The following is a 24,662-nucleotide window of genomic DNA, read 5'->3' on the forward strand; positions in this document are numbered from 1 at the left end:
CATATCCGTGAACGCGTCGAAGTCAGATATGCTTCAACTCATCGATAGTTACCCAACAGTTACTTGTAGAAGGTTGCGCCCCAATCAGGGTAAAAAAGGGCGCATTGCGATTAGTTAAGCAGCCCAGCCTAACTCGTGGGCCTTAGCAGCGGCTCTTTTCGGAATATCCTGCTTAACAAAATGATGATGAAGAAGCTGTACTCCTAATACATGGTTCAAAATCGCATCCATTTGAACTTTATGATCACGAGGCACCGTTGGGTCATCATGGCTCCGAAGCATATCCTGCAAAGCAGCATAATCAATCAGTCCAGCTTCTTTAATTTTCTCTTCACTGGCAAACTCGTCCATCAACTCCATTAAAGCACTCCACTTTTTCTCATCGGTATGAGCTGGTGGCGCCATAAACGCAAACTTCTGGCGTTTATACAGTGTTTCTGGCAGTAGGCCTTTCATCGCTTCTTTTAGAACGTATTTTTCTACCGGGCCTTTAATCCGCATTTGCGGCGGAATATTAACCGCATAGGCGGCTAGGTGATGATCCAAAAACGGCGGACGCGCCTCCATTGAGTTAGCCATATCCACTCGGTCACCACCCCAAGTCAAAATTTGTCCCTCGAGCATGGTTTTAATCCATACGTACTGGGCTTTATCAAGCGGGTGTCGTCCTTCTAATTGCGTTTCATCAAACTGCTCAGCCATCGCTGTACCCGGATCATAATCCTTAATCTCATCGACGTGGTCTTTAGCCATTAAATTACGCGCGAACCCATCACAGCCCATCCAGCTTTGAATACACGTTGGGGTAAACCCGACTTTTTGATCGATCGCTTCGGACTTAAACTCTTCTCGCGGTAACATGGCGCCTTTAAACAGTTCATTAGACTCTGCTAAGGTGGACTGCAAATCACTTTTCAAATTGTCCGGTAGATCAGACAAGCCATAAAGGAACATGTCTTTGCGGAAGGCGGGATAACCAGCAAACAGCTCATCACTACCCTCACCCGTTAACACCACCTTGTAGCCTTGTTCACGAACTTTTTGGCTCATCAGCAATTTAGCCACGCCCAAAGTATTATAAATCGTACGCTCTGTGTGCCAGATAGTTCGCTCAAAGTGATCATAAAGGTGCTCTGCCGAGAGCGCTAAAATAATTTGCTCCGCGCCAGTCATTTCAGCCATTTCAGTGGCAATAGGCGTTTCATCATAGTCCGCATCGTCAAAGCCAATGGTAAATGCTTTTACAGGGTCTTGTCGCACCGAGGCCGATAAGCCAAGAATGGAGCATGAATCGATACCACCGGATAAATAAGCACCAACGGGAACGTCTGCATTGAGTCGCAAGTGAACAGCTTCAAGCAATTGCTCACGAACCCCTTCAATATACTCTTGCTCTTCTTTAACTTTTAAGTGCTCTTCTGCTTGTGGGAAGTCGATGTCCCAGTATTTATGTTGCTCTATGGTCAACTTGCCATCTTTACGCTGTATTTTAATCCAGTGGCCTGGCGGAACCTGATGAACGCCCTTAAAAGCTGTGGAACCTGGTACCATCACCTGGATCAACTGGTGGTACAAACCTTCGGAATCAATCTCGCGCTTAACGTCGGGATGAGCGAACAACACTTTTAATTCAGAACCAAACACAACGCCGTGCTCAGTTTCAGTCCAGTAAAGCGGTTTAATGCCAAAACGATCTCGAACCAAGTACATGGTTTCTTCTTCGCGATCGTAGATAGAAAATGCAAACTCGCCGCGTAAGTTCTCGACCGTTTTCTCGATCCCGTAATGCGGATACATTTGCAACACTAGCTCAGAGTCACTCTTGCTCTGGAAGCGAGCACCCTGCGCCGTCATTGAAGCTCGAATACGCTGGAAGTCGTAAAACTCGCCATTGTGAACCATCATGTAACGGCCGCTATCACTCACATGCGGCTGACGTCCGCGCTCTTCGTCTAAATCAATAATTGTTAGGCGAGCATGACTTAAGCCCACGCCAGCGCCTTGTGGGTTATGGTAACCAAAATTATCAGGGCCACGATGATATTGAATCGCCGCCATATTAACTAACGTTTGCGAATCTATTGCTCGGTTCTTATCACTATGTATAACACCCGCGATTCCGCACATACACTAAATCTCCTCGGATTTAAGTTAAAATAATAGAATATTGCTTTAAAAAATACTAAACGACGTCAAGTACCCGCTCGGTCCGTTCAACCATACACGTCAGTAATGCCATGCGTAAAAACACCGCGCCACGTGCTTGAGAGAAATACCAGTTATGAGGGGTTTCATCCAAGTCGGTCGATAACTCATCGCCTCTTGCTAAAGGATGCAAAATAATGGCGTCGTCTTTTAGGGGTGAGTCTTTATCCAGTTTGAACTTAGTACCATGCTCTTCATACGAATCGCCAACCCACGCAATGGCGTTGATGTAAACCACATCCAACGTTGGCAAAACATCATCAAGGCTTCTGCTAACGGTTAAATTCAAACCTTTTGCTTCCAGTTTTTCGCGCTGACCAGGCGTAAAGATTTCGTCCTTTTCACTATCGTGAATCAGCACCACTTCCTCAAAAATATCAGGAAACAATGCAAACAGTTTTAACAAGCTACGTACAGTCCGCATAAAGCTCGGCACGCCGATAACACCAATCTTTATTTTGGTTCCGTTATTTTCTAGCAACTCTGGTTTCCACTTAAAAATGGTGTAGAGGTCAGCCATCGCCTGCGTGGGGTGTTCGCGGGTTCCATTTCCGGCATTAATAATTGGAATACGAAGTGTCGAGGTCATTTCTGTAACCGAGTCTTCGTTCGATTCGCGCAGCACAACACAGTCGCCATAATTATTAAACATCTCACCAACATCCGCTAAGGATTCACCCTTAGCGATCCCCGTTGTAGCCCGGTCAGTAATCGACATAATATCACCGCCTAAACGGTGCCAAGCACTTTCAAAAGACAAACGCGTTCTGGTGCTGGGTTCATAAAATGCGCTGATCAGAATTTTACCTTTAAGCGGATCATTAAAACGAAGCGGATTGCTTTCGTATTTACTGGCCAGTCGGAAGAGTTGCAGAATGGTATCTGCATCAAACTGCTCCGCAGAAACAATGTGTTGATTCGCCAGTACCTGTAGCTTATCGCCATCTTCTTGTATACGCTTCAAAAGCGCTTTGGGGTGTGCGTCGCCAAACACATCCGGTTTAACGCGCGAGAACTTCATGCTGCCATCAACCATTGGGTTCACCATAGTTCATCCTTCCACCAATCCTTGATCAATAAAATAATTAAAATCACTGGCGATAGGCACGTTACTGCCATGGCCGCCAGTACTAATGTTTCTAATACGTCTAGAGAAATGATCATTGCGGTTTCTCCATATTCTTCAAGCGCTGCCAGTCAAAGTTATCGTTTTTGACCATCAGCCCAATCATACAAATCACAAAGGATACGATACAACTAAAGAGTGCGGCCACATAAAAGCCTATCGTGTGGAAGCCAATCAGTCCGCATGTGGTACCAAGGACTAAAGCAGCCGTCACAAAGTCTCCTGACAAGCGACGCTGATAAAGACCTAATACAATCGGCCAAATTGTGCTTGCGACAAAAGCGCCCGTAAAGTTCAGTAACGCACCTAATGTTGCTATTTTAGGTAAACAAATTAACCAAGTTACAAACCCAAGTCCCAAAATAACTAACTTACTTATTTTGTGCAGTTTTTCTTTGCTGGCTTTCTTATCGATTAACCCGTTATAAATATCACGAGTCACCAGATCACTGGTTGCAGCCAATAACGAATCCAGACTCGACGCCAAAGCCGAGAACACTACGATAAATACAAAAATCGCACCGATATCACCAAGTAAGTTGGCGGCGACTAACGGCCCCACCATGTCGCTTGAATCGGGGTACAGCCCTAAAACCGGTGCCGATAGTGCAATAAATCCTGTCACGATAGGAATCGGCAACCATAAAAGGCCAGACATTAAATAAGCTTTTTTACCTATACCAGGCCTAAACGCCAATGCTCGTGACCACCACACATTGGAGTGAAATATTTCCCCGATCCCAAAGAAAATGTTATTGAAGAGGAACATCATTGCAGCTGGAAATAGCAGGCTTAATAATTCAGGATGGTTGGTTTTATTAAACTCATGAACCTTCTCTAAGCCCACATTTTGATAACACACGAAACCGATAATCAGGACACCAACAATGATGATAATTGTCTGTACATAATCGGTGGCGATAACTGCTTTAAGGCCTCCTAGCAAGGTGTAGCCGACACAAATAACCAGTATAACCGTCATGCCAACGTGGTAACTTAATCCACTGAGGGTATCGAGTAGGACACCACCAGCCATACCAAGACTGACGAGCCAGCCCATGGCATAACAGAACGAGACCACTAAAAAAGCAATCCAAGCAGCTTTGCCGTAACGCACCCGAATAAAGTCACCGCAGGTATAACCCTTTGGCATCAGTTCCTTAATGCGCTTCGCCATTGGCGCGAACAAAATAAGTCCAAGCGCCGCCAACGAGTAACCCACCATGCCCCAGATGCCTAACTCGTAGGTTAGCTGTGGTGCAACTAAGGTCGTATTACTGGTGATCCAAGTAGCCATCGCTGTAGCGCCAGCAAATGCCAAGCCGACATTTCGTCCAGCCAGCATAAAGTCATCAAGTGATTTATTTTTTCGACCTAACCACCAGCCGAAAAAGATCCACACAACACCAAAGACAACTAACAGTACCAGTGCTGTGGTTATTGAGATTGGATTATAGCCCATAGTTATGCTTCTTCTTTATGACGAAAAACTTTAACCACCATATAGCCAATAAGAATTAAGAATAATGTGGCTCCCGAAATAAAAATCACCCAAACTTTAAACATGGAGTGATGCTCGACCTTTACCGAAACGATATTACTTACTGGCTGGTCGTCAGCATTAAAGAGCTGCGCGTAGTAAACGCCATTAGAAAAGCCGGTGAGGCTAATAGCCCGCTGAGTCGAGTGAATTCTTATGGTGTGGCTAACTTGAGAAAAAGATTGTTCCGAGGAGAGTTTAAGTTGTGTCGCAGAATGGTGCTCATCATCAACCAAGACATCTTTGATTGCTGAAGATTGATCTCCCCTATCACCCTCAGAAACCTGATGCTCTGAAGTGGTCGAGTCATCCTCCGACACTGGCCAAATTAAATTAAAATGCCCAGCAGGGATCACCTCATCCTTGCCTTCTTTAAGTTGCAAATCCAATGAACACTGCTGTCCCTTGCATTCGCTGCCTATTGCCCCGCTACTAACCATCAGCAGGAACAGGAAGACCGATACTATGTATTTGGTCATAACCTAAGGTTGCTGTCTCTGCGAAAGACAATCAACCTTAGCAAAGCTTTGAAATCAAAGCAAACAAGTGGTTATAATTTAGTCAAGACTTACATTAACTAAGGAAGTCATTATCACTTCAATCAATATTGAGCGTATCGAGAACGATTTATATGAACTGTCTAAGTTTGGTTTTAACGAAAAAGACAAAGGTATCTACCGACAAGGTTTAACGGAGGTTGATATGCAAGCCCGTCAATGGATGATGGATAAATTCAAAAGCTACGGCCTGACCACACACATGGATGGTGCGGGTAACGTCTGTGGACGCTTAGGCGATCCAGATGAGCCAGCTATTTTAATCGGTTCTCACCTCGACTCAGTTCCAGCCGGAGGCATGTTTGATGGAACACTTGGAGTGATAGCAGGACTTGAGTGTATTCGAGTCATCCAAGAAAACGATATAGAGATTAATTGTCCTATTGAAATTATTGGCACCAGTGAAGAGGAAGGCCGGTTTGGTGGCATGCTGGGTGCGCAGGCATTGAGCGGTCATTTAACACTCGACTGGCTCGAGTCCGCGCGCGATCCCAAGGGAGAATATCTAAAAGATGCGCTTAAAAATTGCGGCCTCGATATTCATGACACGCTGCGTGCACGTCGCGATCCATCCAGCATGAAAGCGTTTCTTGAGCTGCATATTGAGCAAGGTCCAGTGTTAGAAAACTCACACAAATGTATTGGTGTGGTTGATGGCATTTCTGGCGTGTTTAAGTGGTTAGTTAAGCTTAAAGGCAAAGCCGATCACGCTGGTACCGCACCCATGGATATGCGCAGTGATGCCTTTATGGGGCTCGCTGATTTCGCTCATGAAATTCATCGCATCATTGACGAAGAAGGTACTGACAAGAGTCGCCTTACCATTGGTCGAGTCGATCTTAAACCTGGCTATGCTCATACCATTCCAGGCGAAGCTCACTTTACCATTGTCGGTCGTGATATGCAGGAAGACGTTATGCACCAGCTAGCAAATAGCTGCCGAAAAGTGCTTTCTTCCATTGCTCGAAAACACAAACTCTATTTCGAGTACGAACAAATGAGTTGGCTTGAACCTAAATACTTCAGTCCTGAAGTCGTGGACTTAATTGAAGAAGAAGTTCAGAAGTTAGATTATTCCTACATGAAGATGCCAAGCGGCGCCGGACATGATATTCAATTCTTTACTGAACTGACTCCGACCGGCTTAATCTTTATTCCGAGTGTCGGTGGCGTGAGTCACGCCCCAGACGAATGGTCACACTGGCAAGACGTCGAAAAAGGGACCCAAGTTCTACTCAACACCTTGCTCAGATTGGCACAATAAACGTTAATTTACACAACCATAAAAATAGGGGCTCGAAAGCCCCTATTTTTTATCTATAAGCAAGATTTAAGGTTAACTTAAATTATGCAGCTTGGTCTTTATCGTCAGACCGATGTTCAATGGTCGTTTTGTTACCATGGCCGATGGAAATCTTTTTAGGTTTCATCGCCTCTGGAATTTCTTTGACCAAATTAATGGTCAATAAACCATTGTTCATCGTAGCGTCTGTAACCTCAACATAATCGGCTAGGTTAAACTTACGCTCAAAGGCACGATAAGCGATCCCTTGATGCAAAAAATTACGTTCTTTATCGCCGTCGGCCTTACGACCGCGGACGGTTAAAACGCCTTTTTCGGTTTGGATATCTAGCTCATCCTGCTCGAAACCAGCTACCGCAATCGTGATTGCGTACTGATTTTCGTCAATAATTTCGATGTCATAAGGTGGGTAACCACCTGTGCTTTGTTCACCACGTAACGTGCTATCCAAGAGCGACGCTAAACGGTCGAAACCCACACTACTACGGTATAAGGGTGACAGATCGATTCTGTTCATAAGGTATATCCTCCAATAGAAGCAATATAAAGTTAATATTTCATTGTTAAAACACAGCGTTAATCTCTCAGAGACTTAACGCTCACAATAGATATAGGAACGAATCACTTTTTTTCAAGGCTTATTGTTTTCATAATTTTTTGCTCATAAAAAAAGCCACCCGAAGGTGGCCTTTTCATTCACTACAACAAAACTACTTACCAATATGCTCTTCTAAGAAGTCAAAGATCAACTCAAAAGACTCAATACGGTACTCAACTTTTTGGAAGCCATGACCGTCTTCTTTGTAGTAAGTTTGAACTTCTTTACCAGCTTTCTTCAAAGCCTCTTCCATCACATAAGCATTCTCAATCGGTACACGAACATCGTCTTCACCATGAATCAAGAATACAGGCACCTTAACTTTATCTGCATGGAAAGCAGGAGAACGCTCTTCAAGAACTTTTGAGTCAGAAGAACCAAAAGATTGTCTTAAGTAGCTATTCTTATACTCTTCGCTTGCATTACGGAATGAGTCAGCTTTATCCCATTGCAATTCAGCATCATACAAACCGGCCTCAGGAATAACGCACTGGTATAAATCAGGATGTCTCACTGCAGCCTGCATCGATGCGTAACCGCCATAACTGATACCATGCATACAAACACGATCTTTGTCGGCATAGCCTTGTTTAATCGCCCACAGGGTAGCATCAGCTAGGTCGTCCTGCATTTTAGTTCCCCACTCGCCATATCCAGCTTCTTGGAAGTCTTGACCATACAGACCTGACCCCCTGTAATTTAACTGGATGACCAAATAGCCTCGGTTCGCCATCAGTTGTGCACGCCAATCAAAGCCCCACCGATCCGCTACGCCATAAGGTCCACCATGGGGGAAAATCACCAGTGGTAAGTTTTTCAACTCTTTGCCATTAGGTATCGTCATTTGACCATACATTTTCAACCCATCTCTAGCTTTCATTGCAAACGGCTCTACAACCGCCATTTGCTCAGGCTTGATGTGTGGCATCGAGCTGGCAATATACTTTGCTTTATTGGTTTCACGGTTAAATAAATAGAAGTCACCAGGATTTTTATCACTAGAGACGTTAACCACCGTGAGTTTTCCGTCAGCGCTGTAATTGCTCATATCGATCTTAGAGCCATTAAAACTTGCTCTCAGCGATTTATGAAACTGAACTTCCTTTGCAACAGAATCATTTTGCAAATAGAAATAACTTGGGTACCCCGGTTCATAATATGCACCAATAACCTCTCCATCAGCACCATAAATACCTCCCAACACATCAACATCCGCGTGTCTAAATAACAGTTTAATCTCTCTAGTTTCTGTATCTAAGACAAACAACCCTCTAACACCGTCGTAATCAAGGTCATGATTAGAGGTAAAGTAGAACTTATCATTATCTTTGTTAAAGCCCACGGCAGCTACTGATGGAAAGTCTTCTCGCTTTCTCGGTAAAATTAAGGTTTCCCAGTCGCCATGTTTATTTTTAATATGCAATCGCTGAATATCATCAGTTGTATCATCCTCATCAACGGGATCAAACTCGACAGCAATCCTAGGCACATCGTTTAAATCAACGTCAATCGAGCGAATCATACCGTCTTCACCCTCAGGTCGAGGAGAGTCAGTGTTGTAATACATATTTCCGTTATAAACATCCATCCGGTGTAACTTTACATCACTATCCTGCCAATGATATTTACCCAGTAGGATTTTATCCGAATCATTTTCTAGCCTAGAAATAGGACGTATGCCAGAGCGTTGATAATCCCATAGAAGCACACGGTCTGTGCCATCAATATTGCCAGCCACCAACTCAGGATATTGTCTAGCACCATCTAGCCAACCCGTAATTTTTCTCTGTAACATCACGATTCTTTCGTCATTAACCCAGAAGAACATTGTGACTTCGCGGTCCTCACCAGCCTCAAAAGAAATCTTTATTTCCTTATTTTCGAGGTCCATAACGGCCAGCTTTACCTGATTTCCGTCCTCATAGGTAAAAGCTACATGCTTACCATCGGGAGAAATTCTGGTTTCTTTAAACTGAGACTTTTTCGCAAAGTCTTCAATAGGTATATTTTTGGATTGCGAGACAGTGACGAATAGCAAGCCAAAGAGGAATACGATTGCGCTTTTCATTTTAAGTCCTTGTTTTTACGTAAAATTAAATTTTCGAGGTGATTTTATAGGTTATGCCACTATATTTTTAGTGTTTTTTTGTAACGAGTTTCTTTAACAATAACCCCACAGCAAAGTAACCGAAGGTCGCTGTAATGTGGGTCGCCGAGCCCAAGCCGACATCACAAGCCATCCGCATGGCCCTGTCAGAGTCAGGTTTTTGCTGAGTCATGGTGCCATCTGGCAAGGGGTAAGACAACTGCTCTGTGGAGTAGACGCAGGGAATCTGGTACTTGCGTCTCAAATTGCTCGAAAAGCCATAGTCATAGCGCAGGATTGACCGCGTTTTGGCTAAGAGAGGGTCATTATGGGTTCGGGTAATATCCGCGACGGTGATTTGCTGTGGGTCAATCTGCCCTCCGGCACCACCAATACAAACCATGGGAATTTTATTCCGCTTACAATGGCGTATTAATGCTGCCTTGCTGCGAGCGCTATCAATCGCATCCACCACATAATCAAACTCAGTACCTATTAGCTCGCGAGTATTCTCAGGCTTCAGTAAATCCTCAACCACCGTCACTTCACACTCAGGATTAATATCTGCAATACGCTCAACCAAGACGTCGCATTTCCCCTGACCGATAGTACTGTCGAGAGCAACCAGCTGCCGATTGATGTTGCTTTCACTCACTTCGTCCGGATCAATCATGGTGATTTTGCCAATACCCGAACGAGCCAACGCTTCCGCGACCCATGAGCCGACGCCACCAACACCAACCACACAGATGTGTGATTGTTTAAATTTATCTAGCCCAGCCTGACCATAGAGGCGAGCAATACCACCGAAACGAGTATCCAAAACGAAGAGTCATTGATTGAAATTGTCACAATTATAACAATTCATTCGTTATATCGTTAGGACTGATAACGAGTTAGGTATTTTTTAGCACAAAAAAACTATAAAATGATGGCAACCATAACACTGAGGAATGCATATGAAACTATCAAAAATAATCACAGCCACAACCTTGCTCGCGGCTTCTAGCGCAGCAAGCGCTGATTTTTTAGGTATCTACGTTGGAGCTGAGCGCTGGAATTATGACATAGACGGTTATATTAGCTCAGGCAGTGACAGAGTTGATCTGAATCAAGACCTTGGCCTTCAAGATGACGACGATAATGTGTATTACCTAGCGTTTGAGCATCCCGTTCCTTTTTTGCCTAATGTCAAAATCCAACAAAATAACTTAGAAGGAAGCGCCATTGGCACAGCGTCACAGACCTTCAACTTTGATGGCGTTACTTTCGTAGAGGGCAGCGAGCTGACTTCAAGCTATGATTTATCACACATCGACTATACGCTTTACTATGAACTGTTAGATAACTGGGTCAACCTAGACTTAGGTCTTACCGGCAAGGACTTCGATGGCTTTACTGAAATTAATTACACAGCAACTACAGGCATCGTTGGTAGTAGCGTAGAACTTAAAGGCACCATTCCAACAATCTACGGTAAAGCTCAGTTTGACTTACCTTTCACCGGCTTGAAAACGGGTGCCATTGTTAACATCGGCGAAAAGTCAGGTGATAAACTGTCAGATATCAAAGCTTATATTGCTTATGAAGGCGAAAGCGGCTTTGGCGTCGAACTAGGTTATCGTACTTTTGATTTTGAGTTTGATGACTTCGACTCACTATCAAGCGATGTCAAAATTGATGGTGTGTACGCAGGCTTTACTCTTCACCTGTAAAACCCAGCATACAATCTCCATCATTACAAAGGCGCTTTTTAGCGCCTTTGTTGTTTATTTAGGATTCGCTCTCGATAGAGTAAGGCTAAGATCAACAGCAGTGCCGGAATGCCTAATGAGGCTGCATAGGTGAAAAACATGGGGTAGCCCCAGTTATCGATATTGACGCCGCTATAACCACCCAAGATTTTTCCGGTTAGCGTCATTAGCGAGGTGTACAAAGCAAATTGAGTAGCTGTGAACTCTTGATTAATCAAGGTCGCAAAATAAGCCATTAAAACTCCCATCGAAAAACCACCCGCCATATTATCGGCACTGATAACCGCTATCAGAAAACCAACATCCTTCGGCTGAGTCGCCATATAAGCAAACAAAAGATTGGTCAGGATCACCAGAATAATGCCCCATAACAGGCACCAAAGTATGTTCACTTTATTAACAACGTAACCACCAATAAAGGCACCTAAAATGGTCATGATCACGCCATATATTTTCGAGTAATCAGCAATTTCATCTTTGGTGAACCCCATATCATCGTAGAACACATTGGTCATAACACCGAGAACAATGTCGCTTACTCTAAATGACAGAATAAATGCGATGATGACCAAGCCCCACCATTTATAACGTTGGAAAAAATCGACGAAAGGCGAAAGGATCGCTTTTACAAAGTATTGGAACGCAGGAAGCGACTCAATTTTCTGCTTTAGCTCAGCTCTTCTGCTGGCTAATGGGCCTAGTACTTTTGCCGAAATATCTTGCTCAAGTTGAGTTTTCCCTAGCTCCACCTTTTTATGAGGCGGCTCTGGTGATAACAAGCCACCTAAAATTCCCACCCCCATACAAACAGCCATGATCTGGTAGCTAATCTCCCAGTCAAAACTCGCCGCGAGCTTTAATGCACCAGCACCCGCAACGATCATTCCTATTCGATAACCCATGATGTAAGTTGCAGCAGCGGCGCCTTGCTTCTTATCGTCATTAGACTCCACTCGAAAGGCATCAATGACAATATCTTGGGTGGCCGATAAAAAAGCAGTGATTAGGGCAAAAATCACCAATCGCTGCGTGTCCGTTCCTGCATCGGTTTGCGAAATCATGTACAAGCCGATGGCTATGCCGACCTGAGCAAATAGCAACCAACTTTTCCGTTTGCCAAGCAGTCTGCTTAGTAGGGGCAACTTAAGGTTATCGACGATGGGCGACCAAAAAACTTTGATCGAATAAGCCAGTCCGATCCAAGAGGCAAAGCCGATCTCACTCCTAGAGATACCGGCATCTTTGAGCAATAGCGATAAAGTTCCGAGCACGAGCAGTAACGGAAGTCCCGCTGAAAAACCCAAAAATAACATTCTGAATACTTCAGGCTGGAAGTAGACAAAGTTAGTAATACTTTGGGGGAGTTTTATTCTTTTCAAAATCACTATAAGATATTTCTCAATTCATTAATTATGGTTGTGCATGATTTCAATACTTGGTGCTGGCGCCATAGGCCAACTACTAGCCCATAAACTAACCGAAGCGTCTATCGATTGCCAGCTAATTGTCAGAGCCGGTACTCAGTATCGCTCGGAATGGTTGATGATCCAGCAAGAGCAACAAACTTACCATGAAATCCCCACAATAACGGCTCAAGATTGTGATGAATTAGGGCAAGTTTGGGTCTGCGTGAAGGCCAACCAGTTAGAAGGTGCGCTAAAAAGCGTGAGCCACGCCATACAAGACACGACCAAGGTGGTGTTTTTTCAGAATGGTATGGGCCATGACAAAGTCGCTGCCAAGTATTTGCAGCCTGCTCAAATGTACTTCGCCAGCAATACCCATGGCGCTTTCAAGAAAGCCGCTCAGTCGGTGGTTTATGCTGGAGTTGGGCAAGTTTCATTCGGTCATCTTGAGCTATCTCAACAGCCTGACTTCCTTGACCCCGAGACGCTGAATGCTGTGAATGGCTCTTGGCATGAGCACATTCAAACCGTGTTATGGCAAAAGCTTTTTATCAATGCAGTCGTTAACCCCTTAACGGCTATTTACCAATGCCGGAATGGTGAGTTGCTTGACGCCGACAAAAAAAGTAACGTTCTGTCGCTCATAGCTGAAAATCAGCGTTTTGCAAACACACTAAAACTGGGCATCAGTGATCATCTTAAAGACGCTACCTTGGCTGTGATTGAAGCAACCGCAAAGAACCAGTCATCCATGTTGCAGGACGTTCTCAACCAGAAAACCACTGAAATTAACGCGATCAATGGTTATTTACTGGATCAAGCAGCCAAGCATCAGTTTCCAACACCGCATAACTGGCGATTGTGGAGCGACTTTCACATTGCTCACCCGCCCTTAAAATCCATTGCCGATGACAAGGCCAAGCAGCTGGATGCATTGAGTTATCAGGTCACTCAGCAACACGGCACCGAACCGCCATTTTCCGGCAGTTATAACCTGCATCAGGAACAAGGTACCTACCACTGCGTATGTTGTGACTCGCCTTTATTCAAAGATACCTCAAAATTTGATGCCGGTTGCGGCTGGCCTAGCTTTGATCAGGCAAAAGATAACAAGTCTATAGCCTATAAGATCGATACCAGTCACGGTATGACTCGTACCGAAATTCTTTGCGCCCAATGCGGCTCACACCTAGGCCATGTTTTTGATGATGGTCCTACCGAAACGGGCCAACGCTTTTGTGTCAACTCCGTCAGCTTACAATTCGAACAGGAATAATCATGAAGTTTATCGCCACGATATTAATCGCTCCCCTCAGCCTTGCTTTAACAGCGTGTAAGACGACCACGCCTACGCAGGAGACCAATCATAAGCCCAGTCGGTTTGAGCAACACTTGGACGCTGAAGGGCCACTGACTGCTGATCAACTTCAAAGTCGCTACCCGATTTTTGCGGTAAAAAGAAACCACGACATTAATGCCAATGCGTTAGCAGCATTGAATGAAGTCACCACGCCAACTCAGATCATCGCATTTTTCGGAACTTGGTGTCATGACAGTCAGCGGGAGATTCCGAATTTACTTAAGCTCAAAGAACAGCTTAACAACCCCAACATCCAATTACAGCTAATCGCCTTAGATAGAACCAAGTCTGATAAGCAGGGGTTGGCAAAAAAAGCTCAAGTACAATACACACCGACTATTATCGTGTATCAGAATCAAGTGGAGTTAGGGCGTATCGTTGAAACAACTTCTCAACCGATTGAGTTAGAGCTACTGAATATTATCCGTAAGAATTAATCAGAAATGATTAATCAAGCAAGACATTTTCAAATGAGGCGCCACTTCTGACCCAAGGCGACAAATCGAGCTGGCGCTCTTCCAGCGCCGTGGCAAACTGTTCGGCATCAGACTTTTGGGAAAACCCAGTAACCGCGACCGTGAAGTATAAATTCCCTCTGACTTGAGTCTGGTATACCGCTGCTCGCTCAACCTGCTCAGCCAAGTCGTTTGCTGCAGTCGCTGTACTGTAAGCCGCTAACTGCACGACCCAAGTTGACATCGCCTCAACAGGTTTAACCTGACTGCTTACTTCGACACTGGTGGTTGGAGCAGGCTCAGACGCCACGTTCTTCTGAGTCTCTGGCTGCCGAGTCTCTGGTCGTTCAGTCTCCGTAACCACTGTGGGTGATTGAAACTCTTTGCCTTGCTGTTCATCAGCAACAACCGGGGCTAATTCTTCGGACGTGACCTGAAGCGTTGGATCCGTCGTTTTATCTGAGGGGGGCGTAGCTGCTTCTAATAAGGTCTGTTCACGCTTAGCTAATAAATCGTACTCATGCTTGGATTCTTGACAGTTCCACTCTTCCTGCCCTTTTGGGGTACAGAACCAAGGGCCTTCCTCACCTTTTACAACCGTGACACCTGACGTGTTCGAGCAACCAAGCAGGCTAGTGGATACAAGGCCAAAAGCCGACAAGCTGAGGGTCACCATTCTGGAGTTGGACATAGTTTTTCCGTTAAGTGCTTTTCCGTTAATAGACTCAATAAACAACTTATTGATTTATTTAACAATATTACTTAACTAAATCTTCTTCAAGTGATTTCTTCTGGCGGTAAAGGTTGAGGTGTTCTTGATAGTACTCAAGCAAATGCTCCGAGCAATGTTCACACTGAGACGGTTCGGCCAGTGCCAAGACTCGCTCTTGAGTCTCTACCGCTTTACCAAAGTCCCCCTGAGCGGCATAGGCTGCGGCTAAGGTATCTAAATAACCATGGCTCTTAGGGTATTTTGCCGTCACTTTTTTCGCTAACTCGATCGCTCCTTCAGGATCGAATAGGTCGCTGTCTCTGGCCAATGCTTTGATCCAGGCTAAATTATTCATCGCTCTGTGGTTACCTTGATCCACAGCAAGCTGATACCAATAAGCGGCTTCATTGGGGCTGTTCTTTTGCCCGGCATAGCCGAAGAGAAACACATTCCCCATCCAATACTGGGCAACATCATCACCAGCCTCAGCGAATGTCTGCATCTTTTTAACGGCTTTACCGGCTGACCGCTCATCGACCTCTTTGGATAATAAGGCGCCCACCGTTTGGTGGAACACGGCTTTTTTATAACCCTCTGCCGCAGAGCGCTCAATCCATTGATGCCCTGCTTCAGCCTTACCGCTCTCAAGGAACATTTTTCCCAAGTAGTACTGCGACTCGCCATGATCATTGTCGGCCGCAACTTTGCAGTGCTTCATGGCGACTTGGTAGTTACCCGTTTTGAAATGCGTGTGACACAAGTTAGCGTGCTGATCGTCTTCACCACAAGCACTCAGCATGGCTAAGCATACGCTCGCTATGACGGCAACCTTCGCGGCAGTGGTCTTGTAGAGGTTAAAAATCATGGGGATTTATTAAAATTCACGCTATAGATACCTTTATTATGGTAAAACAATCGGTAAAATGCACCATAATTTCATAAATATAGAGGAAAACATGTCTGAACATAGCAAAAAACATGCAGAGCCGTTGAACCAAGAAGCCTTAGATACCTTGTTCAATGATGCACGCACCTATAACGATTTTGAAGATACAGACGTCTCTGATGAGCTTCTTCATAAACTTCATGATTTAGTCGTGATGGGCCCAACTTCAGCAAATTGTCTTCCGATGCGTGTCGTTTTTGTTAAAAGCGACGAAGCAAAAGCCAAATTAAAAGACTGCCTAATGGACGGTAACGTCGATAAAACCATGGCGGCGCCAGTCTGCGCGATCATTGGCATGGACATGGAGTTTTATGAGCACTTGCCGAAGCTATTCCCTCATACCGACGCTAAGAGCTGGTTTGTTGGCAATGACAAATTCATCGAGTCAACGGCATTCCGTAACAGTTCACTGCAAGGCGGTTACTTCATCATGGCCGCTCGTGCGCTAGGTTTGGATTGCGGCCCTATGTCTGGCTTTAGCCCGAAGAAAATTAACGAAGCCTTTTTCGATGGTACGAAAACCAAAGTTAACTTCTTATGCAACCTAGGCTACGGCACTAAGAAAGACTTATTCCCACGCAGTCCGCGTTTTGACTTTGATGATATAAATACCATCATTTAAGGAACTACCAATGGATAATAATAACGAGTTTATTCACGAGGACGAACAAAAGGCGAATGACGTAGAGCCAGCACAAAGCCAAACAGTGTCGCCACTGCGTGGCTTTTTCTGGTTGGAGCGAAGCCTCAGTGATATCTATGCGCCAAATTTTAAGAGCTGGTTTGTTGCAGCACTGATTTACTCCGCGATTACAGGCATTATTCCAGCGTTAGTACCTGCGACCGCTCTTATTATTGCGATCGCTAACCCACTTCTTGTCGCGGGCTTATTGATTGGTGCGCATAATGTCTACAAGCAACAAGGCGATATTAAGCCGCTACAAATGTTTGAAGCCTTCAAGCACAAAAACATTGCTCAGCTGGTTATTTATACGGTGGCCGCAATTGCTTTAGGTCTCGGCATTATCTTTATTCTAATGTCGATAGTAGGCATGGAGGTTTTAAGTGGTATTGACGCTGCTCGAATAGAGTCCGGTGATGAGGCCTATTTTACGTCGGTATTAAAGACCATCTCACCGGCTATCCCATGGGCAGCGTTACTGATTATCCTGTTCTCGCTAGCAACTTGGTTTGCGGTTAGTTTGATTTTATTTAGTGACCAAAAAGCCGTTCCGGCCATTGGTAATAGTTTTGTCGGCGGTTTAAAGAACTTCTTCGCAGTCTTGGTATTTATCATTGTATTAATTGTCTGCGGTTTCGTTCTAATATTAATTTCATCACTGGTATTAGCCATGTTTGGTAGCTTACTGGAAAACCCTTTTGTGGATGTCCTTTTCAATGTGTTAATTAACGCACTGGCACTACCGATATTTATTGGCGTAACTTATATTGCTTATCGTGAAATATTCTTAGGTGACATTACTAAGTCAGACAAAAGCCTGTAAGTTTGCAGTGACGAAAAAAAAAGAGGAGCCGAGGCTCCTCTTTTTTTATAAGCACTTTTCATTAATCTTTTAAATGTTCTTCAAACAAATAATAAATACGTTTGTATTCATCCAGCCAGCTTGATGGCTCTTTAAAACCGTGCGGCTCAATCGGATAAATCGCAGTCTCAAAGTACTCGGTCTTTTCTAACTCAATTAAACGCTGCACTAAACGGACCGTATCTTTAAAGAACACATTGTCATCGACCATGCCGTGAGCAATTAACAACGGCTTATTCAAGCCTTCCGCAAATTCAATCGGCGAGCTGCGCTCATACGCAACAGGGTCAACCTCTGGTGTGTTCAAAATATTCGACGTATAAGGGTGGTTATAGTGTACCCAATCAGTCACAGGACGCAGTGAAGCACCTGCTGCAAACTCGTCTGGAGCAGTAAATAACCCCATAAAGGTTAGGAATCCACCGTAAGAACCACCATAAATACCCACATTTTGACGATCGATATTTGCGTTAGCTTCCATCCAATTAGCACCGTCAATTAAATCCACCACTTCCGGCGTTCCCATTTTACGGTAAATAGCGGTTCTCCAGTCGCGGCCATAACCTGCCGAGCCACGATAGTCGATATCCAATACCACATAGCCTTGCTGGTTTAAGAAGGTATGGAACATAAATTCACGGAAGTAACCTGACCAGCCTTGGTGAGCATTTTGTAAATACCCAGCACCATGAATAAAAATCACTGCAGGGTATTTGTCGGCACGCTCGGCATCAAAACCTTTCGGTTTATACAAGCGTGCATAAATAGGTTGATCCACTTCACGCGAAGGAATTTCAACATACTCAGGCTTAGACCAAGGTACCGATTGAAACTTTTCTGATACCGTAAAAGTCAATTGCTTAGCATTACCGCCAGCTGCCGGAACGAGATACAACTCAGGCGGCGTTAGCGCTTCGGAGTGGCTGATGATCAACTGCTCACCTTTTGGCGATAACACATAATCGTTTTTACCGCCTAGATTGGTTACAGCTTGCGAGTCGCCGCCCGAAGCTTTGACGCGATACACTTCGTAAATACCAGGGTGCTTTTTGTTAGCTCGGTAGTACAAGTAGTCACTGTTAGGATCTTTGCTGACGCTATCCACCACATAACGACCTTTGGTTAACGCATCAGGACGATCACCCAACTCTTTAGTATAAAGATGACTGTAACCGGTAGTTTCTGCGGTGAAGTAAATTGTATCGTTGTTTACCCAACCAAAATCGTTGAAGTTCCAATCATTCACCCAAGCCGTATCACGCAAATGATGCTCTGTGTCTAATTCTTTATCTTCAGTATCGACACTCACCAACCAGCGATCTTTGTTGTCATCGGAGTACAACATAATCAACGCCGAATCACCTTTCGCGTTCCACTCAATACCGCCATTAGCGATCCAATCAAACACCGCAACACCGCGCGGTTTTTTATCGGCTTTATACTTTTCACCATTTCGCTTGGCTGTCGCGCGCTTGATATCTGCTAATGGATCATCATCCAGCTCAGGCAAGTCATCGTACTTCAACTCTGTTTTTTCTCCGCTGACTAAGTCCAGCAAGTACAAGGTTTCGTTACGCGGCGTATAAGTGCCAACTAAAGGACGAACCTCTTCGTTCTTAACGTAACCATCTTCGGTCACGAAGCGAGGCATGTTGTCGTTCTTGCCTTTTTTATCCGACTTCTCATAAGTTCCGACAACTACAAACTGACCATTCGGCGATAAGCTTAAGGTATGAATGTCTTTTTCGCCTAGGTACCAAGGTTCGCTTACGGCTCTTGGACTACTTGCATCAATGTCTTTCTGACGTTGCTTATTGTAATCACGCTCCTCTTGCTGGCTGCGGATATAATCGAAATAACGAGTTTGCTGCTTTTCTAAGTAGCCCGTATCTTTTTCTTTATTCGGGTCATCTTTTAAGCGGATATCCACCAGCTGTGATACTAAGCCTGATGATAGCTCAATGGTGTAAAAAGAGTTCTCATTACGATAAGCCACGGTATCGTTTCCGAGAAACTGAGGACTGCCCTCATTAGCATGCGTTTTCGTTAACTGGCGGACTTCACCTGAATCCAAATACTTAACGTATAAGTCACCACGAAGGTTATAAGCTTTAACTTTTTTATTAGGGCTAATATCACCACCACGGCTGTCCACTTCGAACAACTCATCATCGGTGACCGCCTGCAAGTCATTCGCGTCCACATCCAAGCGCCAAAGTTTACGCTCGTTATGACCTTTAACTTTTTGTTGGTAATAAATCGATTGACCATCGTCTGACCAGTAAGGTGACTCTGGTGCGTTGCCGATCCAATCTGGATCCGCCATAACTTGCTCAAGGGTCAGTGCCGTTTTGACTGTCTCTTTAGCGTTGACATTAGCGGTAAAAGATACCGCCGCAGCCACACCTGCCGCCACAACCCATGATTGAATTGATTGTTTTATGACCACTTAACTACTCCACTGATAAGATTTTTACTTAGCTTACCCCCCTCGCTAGCACAGTCAAGTGATGCCGGACACAACCTACCAGTAGCGGTTGAACTGATCGGATTAGCCCTGCCTTTTTACCGCCATAGCATTGAGATTCGTTGAAGCCATGGGTAATATGAGCCCACTAATCACATAAAAGGTAGCATCATGAAAAAAACAACCTTGAGTTTATCGATTGCTGCGCTATTGTTGACGGCCTGTGGGGATAACGAATCAGCTTCTAACAATGAAGCCGCCCAAGCCGCCGAGAAAGCACCAGCAAAGATGGAGCAGTCTACACAAGAAGCCGAGCAACTTGCTGGCAAGCATCAAAATAACTTCCTTACGGCTTACGACAATATTGATTTAACCCAATATAAAGAGCGCGTTAAAACTTTATCAAGCGATGAGTTTGAAGGTCGAGCTCCAGATACCGATGGCGGCCGTAAAACATCTGAGTACCTTAAAGAACAGTTCAAAGCCATTGGTGCTGAACCGGGTAACGGCGACAGCTATTTCCAACAAGTGCCGCTTATCAGCATCGAAGCCGACGCTAACATGCAGCTTCAACTGGGCGATGCCACCCTTGAATACAGCAAAGATTTCGTAGCAGGTACGTCGCAAACGGTTGAATCTATCAGCCTTAAAGATTCTGACTTAGTTTATGTTGGATACGGTGTTGTTGCTCCAGAATATGACTGGAACGACTACGAAGGCATCGATATGGAAGGCAAAACGGCGGTGATCTTGATCAATGATCCTGGTTTCGCGCAACCTGATGCAGGAGTCTTCCAGGGCAAAGCCATGACCTACTATGGCCGCTGGACCTATAAGTACGAAGAAGCAGCTCGCCAAGGTGCTGCAGGTGCTATTATTATTCACGAAACAGCACCGGCCTCTTACGGTTGGAATGTGGTTTCAAGCAGCTGGTCAGGCCCACAATACCACTTACCGAGCACCGGCGATGTACCGAAGCTGGATGCTGAAATGTGGATTACGCTGGATCAAGCACACAATCTGTTTAGACAATCAGGACTAGACTTAGCAAAGCTACAACAAGATGCCTTGAGTAAAAACTTCAAGCCGGTACCGCTTGATAGCAAAGCATCTGTTGACATCAAAAACACCATTAAAGAGTCGCAGTCTGCCAACGTTATCGCGACCATTCCTGGCAAAAAACGTCCAGATGAACACGTCGTTTACATGGCACACTGGGATCACTTAGGTTCTCGCGAAGGTATGGAAGGTGACCACGTTTATAATGGCGCCATCGATAACGCAACCGGTACTGCTGGCATCATCAGTATCGCGCAAGCATTCAAACAGCTTCCTGAAGCTCCTGATCGTAGCGTGACCTTTGTTGCCGTAGCCGCAGAAGAGCAAGGCCTGTTAGGCTCAAAATACTTCGCAGCCAACCCTATCGTGCCACTAAACAAAATTGTGGGCGCTTTCAATATCGACAGCATGAACGTTAGCGGTCGTATGAAAGACTTTACGGTTGTTGGCTATCCGAAATCAGAAGTTGAGTTGTACGTCGAACAAGCTGCAAAGCGTCAAGGCCGTGAGTTACGCCCTGAAAGCGCACCAGAGCGTGGCGGTTACTACCGCTCTGACCACTTCAGCTTAGCTAAATTTGGTGTTCCTGCTGTTTATGGCGGCGGCGGTACCGAGCTTCGTGATGATGCTGATAAAGAAGCCGCTGAAAAGTGGAGCAAAATGCGTGGCGAGTGTTATCACGCTCTATGCGACGAATACCAAGAAGACTGGGTATGGCAAGCCGCTCTTGATGATGTCCGCATCTTCTTTGAAGCAGGTTACCTGCTGAGCAACTCTGAAAACTTCCCGAACTGGTACGAAGGTACTGAGTTTAGAAGTATTCGTGACCAAAGCATGAAACAAAAATAGTAAGACTTGTCAGTGAGGGAATCTTCTCTCACTGGCACTCCCTATAAGCCTTAAAACAAAGGCTTTGCAAAGCACAAAGGATTGACATAGTATGCCATTAGGAGGGCGTGTTATTAAAAACCTACGATCATTATCTCTAGTATTTATTGTCAGCCTTCTGTTCGCTGCACAGCTCTTTGCGGCTTCAAGCTCACTCTCTCCTATTATTGAACTCAACAATTACTGGACGCTATGCATTAAGCATGATGATAAAAGTGTCGAGTGTGATACACAAAATACCGTTGGTTCGATTGAAAGTAATTTTGAAAATTTTGATGGTATTGCCATCTACAAAACCGACTTTAGTCTTGAAGAGTCGCACCAAGATACCCCATTAACACTTTATATTCCTCATCTTCGAGATGCCGACATTGTGTTTCTCAATGGTTATCACATTGCTCAAACCGGCCAGTTTCCTCCAGAGTTTGAGAAAGCGACGTTATACTCTCGCGCCTATCCACTGCCGAGCTCAAAACTTAAGTATGGCAGCAACCGCAATAACGAGCTTGTCATTAGCGTCTACAACCACGCCCGCCAAGGTGGCCTAAGTAGCGGCATACCTGTAATCAAAAGTTCTCAGACGATTACTGATGAGCAGGTTGCAGCTGAAGGCCTACTGATGTTTTACGTCGGCATCATGTTAATCATCGCCGCAGTACAAGGATTTTATTTTGCGGCCCAACCGCAGAATAAAGACCATTTATACTTCGGCTTGTTCTGTGTTTTTGAAGCCATATATATTATGACGTACTCGCACTTCGCGTTTACCTCAGGCATTCATCTCAACATTATTTTTAGAGCCAATATATTGCTATTTGGGTTATTAACGCTGCTCTTCTTTATGTTTATGACCGCTTTTTTCAAACGCCGCGTTTCACCCTGGTTTAAAATTCCTCTCATCAGCTTTCTAGTACTTTACTGCTTAAGCTCGGTCTTCATTAATATTGACTATATCTATCACCTAGTACATCTATTACAAGCAGTCAGTGTTCTCGTGTTGATCCCTTTTTATGTGTTCTTGTTTTATCGGGCTATCAAAGAAAAGCTTCCTTATGCAAAGCTTATGGCAACGACTTTGGCCACCTTTATCCTCGCCGTACTTTTTGATTTCTTAGTGGACTTACAGTTACTGCCCGCGTTTATGAACCAGCTTGAAGGATTGGTCTCGCCAATATTTTTAATCGCTATTTTTACAGCGCTAACACTGATCCTGATCCACAAGCACTGGCTTTATTATCACAACGCCACTTACGACTACTTGACCAATTGTTTGCGACGCTCTGCCTTCATTGAACGACTGAATGAAGAGCTGCACCGCATCCACCGCAGTGATAACACACTGGTTCTCGCGCTACTTGATTTAGATAACTTTAAACAAATTAATGATCAATATAATCACATCATGGGTGACAATATCTTACGAGCAGTCGCCACACGCACCAGCGATGCACTAAGAGAGTTTGACTTACTTGGACGCTATGGCGGTGATGAATTTATTCTTGCCGCAGAGGTATCAGGGCAGCGTGATGCAGCTCAATTACTTAAACGGGTTCACTCAAGCATCACTGAAACACCTATTGTTGATAATGGTAAGGGCGCTTTATCAGTAATGGTAACCATTGGTGGCGTAACAACCGATCCGAATATTCCGGTAACGGCAGAAGAGTTAATCGAAGCGGCCGATGAAATTTTAATAAAAGGTAAAGTGAAACAAAAAGGCCGAGTGCATATCTAATCGGTCATGCCCTAGCGCTGCATAGCATCAAGATACTTTAGGGCTATGTGACCTTAGCTTTCCTAACGATTCTCGCGAACAATCTTGGAAAGAAACGTTTGAGTAATACAGCTTTGGTTTCTCGACCACCGATATAAACTTCTGCTTTGCCTTTCTCATAAGCTTCAATAATCTTTTTGGCACACTTCGCAGCGGGCATTCCTTCTTGTTGCGCTCTATCCATAGAGTTTTGTTCGTCACCATTTCCTAGCAATGCTTTATAGGTCAGATTGGTATGAATAAAACCGGGATAGACGGTCGTAAACTGTACCCCCTTACCGTCCAGCTCTGCTCGCAAACTATCCATGTAAGCTGTAATGGCATGCTTCGAAGCTGAGTAAGCAGACCGAAGCGGGGTGGTAAATTTTCCAACAAGCGAGCTGACAGTAATGACACCGCCACTGCCTTGCAGTAAAAAGTGTGGCAGTAACGCTTGAGTTAAGGCTACAGTGCCGAAATAATTCACTTCCATAATCCTTCTGTGCACGTCCATCGATGTTTCCATAACTAAAGCTCTTTGGCTGATACCAGCGTTGTTGATCAATAGGTCAATGCCACCTGAGTCTTGCCAAGTCTTCTCGACAACCGCATCAAAAGCCACACTTTTGCTTAAATCCAGCGCGACGATGCTATGAAGCTCAGTATTAGCACAAGCATGTTTGACGCGTTCAAGTTCATCAGTTCGACGTGCCGACAAAATCAACCTAGCACCCTGAGCAGCGAGTTCATAAGCCAGCGCTTCACCAATTCCTGACGAGGCTCCAGTTATCCAAATTGTTTTATTTACAAATTTTCGCATTTGATTTCTACGTTAAAACTTTCCTTTGTTATAACCAAAAATCAATGCTCCGACCAGGCCTTTCTCACTTCAAGCAATTTTAT

Annotated in this window: 21 protein-coding genes; 8 read left to right on the forward strand and 13 right to left on the reverse strand. The window is 44.6% G+C overall.

From position 1 onward, the window contains the following. Positions 1 to 114: 114 nt before the first annotated feature. Genes asnB through ABD943_RS03600 form a run of 5 tightly spaced genes read right to left on the reverse strand, consistent with a single transcriptional unit; the run spans position 115 to position 5,350 of the window. Complete coding sequence (asnB, locus tag ABD943_RS03580) at positions 115 to 2,127, reverse strand: asparagine synthase (glutamine-hydrolyzing) (protein ID WP_345291808.1); 2,013 nt, start codon at positions 2,125 to 2,127, stop codon at positions 115 to 117. Positions 2,128 to 2,182: 55 nt separating this feature from the next. Beyond that, entirely contained in the window at positions 2,183 to 3,241 is a 1,059-nt protein-coding gene (locus tag ABD943_RS03585; protein ID WP_425559464.1) for an aspartate/ornithine carbamoyltransferase family protein, read from the reverse strand. Positions 3,242 to 3,246: 5 nt separating this feature from the next. After that, the gene (locus ABD943_RS03590; RefSeq protein ID WP_345291810.1) at positions 3,247 to 3,369 is read right to left on the reverse strand and encodes a hypothetical protein; all 123 of its coding nucleotides are present in this window, start codon (positions 3,367 to 3,369) and stop codon (positions 3,247 to 3,249) included. Next, positions 3,366 to 4,793 carry a sodium:solute symporter family protein gene (locus ABD943_RS03595; protein ID WP_345291811.1) on the reverse strand — a complete coding sequence of 476 codons (1,428 nt, stop codon included), beginning with the start codon at positions 4,791 to 4,793 and terminating at the stop codon, positions 3,366 to 3,368. The genes ABD943_RS03590 and ABD943_RS03595 overlap by 4 nt, the downstream gene beginning before the upstream one ends. Before the next feature lie 2 nt (positions 4,794 to 4,795). After that, positions 4,796 to 5,350, reverse strand: a complete 555-nt coding sequence (locus ABD943_RS03600; protein ID WP_345291812.1) for a hypothetical protein — start codon at positions 5,348 to 5,350, stop codon at positions 4,796 to 4,798. A gap of 112 nt (positions 5,351 to 5,462) precedes the next feature. On the opposite strand from ABD943_RS03600, the gene ABD943_RS03605 reads away from it, so the two are divergent. Then, entirely contained in the window at positions 5,463 to 6,692 is a 1,230-nt protein-coding gene (locus tag ABD943_RS03605; protein ID WP_345292683.1) for a Zn-dependent hydrolase, read from the forward strand. 82 nt (positions 6,693 to 6,774) lie between these two features. On the opposite strand, the gene ABD943_RS03610 is transcribed toward ABD943_RS03605, so the two are convergent. From ABD943_RS03610 to tcdA, 3 genes are all read right to left on the reverse strand, one after another. Beyond that, positions 6,775 to 7,248 carry an Hsp20 family protein gene (locus ABD943_RS03610; RefSeq protein ID WP_345291813.1) on the reverse strand — a complete coding sequence of 158 codons (474 nt, stop codon included), beginning with the start codon at positions 7,246 to 7,248 and terminating at the stop codon, positions 6,775 to 6,777. 193 nt (positions 7,249 to 7,441) lie between these two features. Continuing rightward, the gene (locus tag ABD943_RS03615) at positions 7,442 to 9,397 is read right to left on the reverse strand and encodes an alpha/beta hydrolase family protein (protein WP_345291814.1); all 1,956 of its coding nucleotides are present in this window, start codon (positions 9,395 to 9,397) and stop codon (positions 7,442 to 7,444) included. Between the two features lie 67 nt (positions 9,398 to 9,464). Then, positions 9,465 to 10,238, reverse strand: a complete 774-nt coding sequence (gene tcdA / locus ABD943_RS03620; RefSeq protein ID WP_345291815.1) for a tRNA cyclic N6-threonylcarbamoyladenosine(37) synthase TcdA — start codon at positions 10,236 to 10,238, stop codon at positions 9,465 to 9,467. Between the two features lie 136 nt (positions 10,239 to 10,374). On the opposite strand from tcdA, the gene ABD943_RS03625 reads away from it, so the two are divergent. Then, positions 10,375 to 11,130, forward strand: a complete 756-nt coding sequence (locus tag ABD943_RS03625) for a TIGR04219 family outer membrane beta-barrel protein (RefSeq protein WP_345291816.1) — start codon at positions 10,375 to 10,377, stop codon at positions 11,128 to 11,130. Between the two features lie 38 nt (positions 11,131 to 11,168). Here ABD943_RS03625 and ABD943_RS03630 read toward each other — a convergent pair whose 3' ends face one another. After that, positions 11,169 to 12,554: an AmpG family muropeptide MFS transporter gene (locus ABD943_RS03630; RefSeq protein ID WP_425559452.1), complete on the reverse strand. Its 1,386-nt coding sequence runs from the start codon at positions 12,552 to 12,554 to the stop codon at positions 11,169 to 11,171. A 37-nt stretch (positions 12,555 to 12,591) separates the two neighbouring features. Here ABD943_RS03630 and msrB point away from each other — a divergent pair, with 37 nt between their 5' ends. Next, positions 12,592 to 13,851: a peptide-methionine (R)-S-oxide reductase MsrB gene (gene msrB / locus ABD943_RS03635; RefSeq protein ID WP_345291818.1), complete on the forward strand. Its 1,260-nt coding sequence runs from the start codon at positions 12,592 to 12,594 to the stop codon at positions 13,849 to 13,851. A gap of 2 nt (positions 13,852 to 13,853) precedes the next feature. Next, positions 13,854 to 14,372: a TlpA family protein disulfide reductase gene (locus ABD943_RS03640; protein WP_345291819.1), complete on the forward strand. Its 519-nt coding sequence runs from the start codon at positions 13,854 to 13,856 to the stop codon at positions 14,370 to 14,372. Between the two features lie 10 nt (positions 14,373 to 14,382). On the opposite strand, the gene ABD943_RS03645 is transcribed toward ABD943_RS03640, so the two are convergent. Together ABD943_RS03645 and ABD943_RS03650 are read right to left on the reverse strand one after the other, a co-directional pair. Further along, complete coding sequence (locus ABD943_RS03645; RefSeq protein WP_345291820.1) at positions 14,383 to 15,081, reverse strand: SPOR domain-containing protein; 699 nt, start codon at positions 15,079 to 15,081, stop codon at positions 14,383 to 14,385. 67 nt (positions 15,082 to 15,148) lie between these two features. Beyond that, a complete protein-coding gene (locus ABD943_RS03650) occupies positions 15,149 to 15,967 on the reverse strand; it encodes an SEL1-like repeat protein (RefSeq protein WP_345291821.1) in 819 nt (272 codons plus the stop codon). Between the two features lie 91 nt (positions 15,968 to 16,058). On the opposite strand from ABD943_RS03650, the gene ABD943_RS03655 reads away from it, so the two are divergent. Together ABD943_RS03655 and ABD943_RS03660 are read left to right on the forward strand one after the other, a co-directional pair. After that, on the forward strand, positions 16,059 to 16,670 hold the full coding sequence (locus ABD943_RS03655) for a malonic semialdehyde reductase (protein ID WP_345291822.1): 612 nt from the start codon (positions 16,059 to 16,061) through the stop codon (positions 16,668 to 16,670). Between the two features lie 10 nt (positions 16,671 to 16,680). Beyond that, on the forward strand, positions 16,681 to 17,553 hold the full coding sequence (locus tag ABD943_RS03660; RefSeq protein ID WP_345291823.1) for a BPSS1780 family membrane protein: 873 nt from the start codon (positions 16,681 to 16,683) through the stop codon (positions 17,551 to 17,553). A gap of 61 nt (positions 17,554 to 17,614) precedes the next feature. Here the strand turns inward: ABD943_RS03660 and ABD943_RS03665 are convergent, their stop codons facing one another. Next, positions 17,615 to 20,041 (reverse strand): prolyl oligopeptidase family serine peptidase, encoded by a 2,427-nt coding sequence (locus ABD943_RS03665; protein ID WP_345291824.1) that lies wholly within the window; start codon positions 20,039 to 20,041, stop codon positions 17,615 to 17,617. Positions 20,042 to 20,230: 189 nt separating this feature from the next. Here ABD943_RS03665 and ABD943_RS03670 point away from each other — a divergent pair, with 189 nt between their 5' ends. Continuing rightward, on the forward strand, positions 20,231 to 21,967 hold the full coding sequence (locus ABD943_RS03670) for a M28 family metallopeptidase (RefSeq protein ID WP_345291825.1): 1,737 nt from the start codon (positions 20,231 to 20,233) through the stop codon (positions 21,965 to 21,967). Positions 21,968 to 22,058: 91 nt separating this feature from the next. Continuing rightward, positions 22,059 to 23,741 (forward strand): GGDEF domain-containing protein, encoded by a 1,683-nt coding sequence (locus ABD943_RS03675; protein WP_345291826.1) that lies wholly within the window; start codon positions 22,059 to 22,061, stop codon positions 23,739 to 23,741. A gap of 43 nt (positions 23,742 to 23,784) precedes the next feature. On the opposite strand, the gene ABD943_RS03680 is transcribed toward ABD943_RS03675, so the two are convergent. Continuing rightward, on the reverse strand, positions 23,785 to 24,579 hold the full coding sequence (locus tag ABD943_RS03680) for an SDR family oxidoreductase (RefSeq protein ID WP_345291827.1): 795 nt from the start codon (positions 24,577 to 24,579) through the stop codon (positions 23,785 to 23,787). Between the last annotated feature and the right edge of the window lie 83 nt (positions 24,580 to 24,662).

It is taken from the genome of Kangiella marina (genome assembly GCF_039541235.1).
Taxonomy (GTDB): Bacteria; Pseudomonadota; Gammaproteobacteria; order Enterobacterales; family Kangiellaceae; genus Kangiella; species Kangiella marina.

What these genes read in the sequence shown, in the direction of transcription:
- asnB (WP_345291808.1), bottom strand. Translation starts at nt 2,127, where the DNA reads ATGTGCGGAATCGCGGGTGTTATACATAGTGATAAGAACCGAGCAATA.
- ABD943_RS03585 (WP_425559464.1), bottom strand. Translation starts at nt 3,241, where the DNA reads ATGGTTGATGGCAGCATGAAGTTCTCGCGCGTTAAACCGGATGTGTTT.
- ABD943_RS03590 (WP_345291810.1), bottom strand. Translation starts at nt 3,369, where the DNA reads ATGATCATTTCTCTAGACGTATTAGAAACATTAGTACTGGCGGCCATG.
- ABD943_RS03595 (WP_345291811.1), bottom strand. Translation starts at nt 4,793, where the DNA reads ATGGGCTATAATCCAATCTCAATAACCACAGCACTGGTACTGTTAGTT.
- ABD943_RS03600 (WP_345291812.1), bottom strand. Translation starts at nt 5,350, where the DNA reads ATGACCAAATACATAGTATCGGTCTTCCTGTTCCTGCTGATGGTTAGT.
- ABD943_RS03610 (WP_345291813.1), bottom strand. Translation starts at nt 7,248, where the DNA reads ATGAACAGAATCGATCTGTCACCCTTATACCGTAGTAGTGTGGGTTTC.
- ABD943_RS03615 (WP_345291814.1), bottom strand. Translation starts at nt 9,397, where the DNA reads ATGAAAAGCGCAATCGTATTCCTCTTTGGCTTGCTATTCGTCACTGTC.
- ABD943_RS03625 (WP_345291816.1), top strand. Translation starts at nt 10,375, where the DNA reads ATGAAACTATCAAAAATAATCACAGCCACAACCTTGCTCGCGGCTTCT.
- msrB (WP_345291818.1), top strand. Translation starts at nt 12,592, where the DNA reads ATGATTTCAATACTTGGTGCTGGCGCCATAGGCCAACTACTAGCCCAT.
- ABD943_RS03640 (WP_345291819.1), top strand. Translation starts at nt 13,854, where the DNA reads ATGAAGTTTATCGCCACGATATTAATCGCTCCCCTCAGCCTTGCTTTA.
- ABD943_RS03645 (WP_345291820.1), bottom strand. Translation starts at nt 15,081, where the DNA reads ATGTCCAACTCCAGAATGGTGACCCTCAGCTTGTCGGCTTTTGGCCTT.
- ABD943_RS03650 (WP_345291821.1), bottom strand. Translation starts at nt 15,967, where the DNA reads ATGATTTTTAACCTCTACAAGACCACTGCCGCGAAGGTTGCCGTCATA.
- ABD943_RS03655 (WP_345291822.1), top strand. Translation starts at nt 16,059, where the DNA reads ATGTCTGAACATAGCAAAAAACATGCAGAGCCGTTGAACCAAGAAGCC.
- ABD943_RS03660 (WP_345291823.1), top strand. Translation starts at nt 16,681, where the DNA reads ATGGATAATAATAACGAGTTTATTCACGAGGACGAACAAAAGGCGAAT.
- ABD943_RS03670 (WP_345291825.1), top strand. Translation starts at nt 20,231, where the DNA reads ATGAAAAAAACAACCTTGAGTTTATCGATTGCTGCGCTATTGTTGACG.
- ABD943_RS03675 (WP_345291826.1), top strand. Translation starts at nt 22,059, where the DNA reads ATGCCATTAGGAGGGCGTGTTATTAAAAACCTACGATCATTATCTCTA.
- ABD943_RS03680 (WP_345291827.1), bottom strand. Translation starts at nt 24,579, where the DNA reads ATGCGAAAATTTGTAAATAAAACAATTTGGATAACTGGAGCCTCGTCA.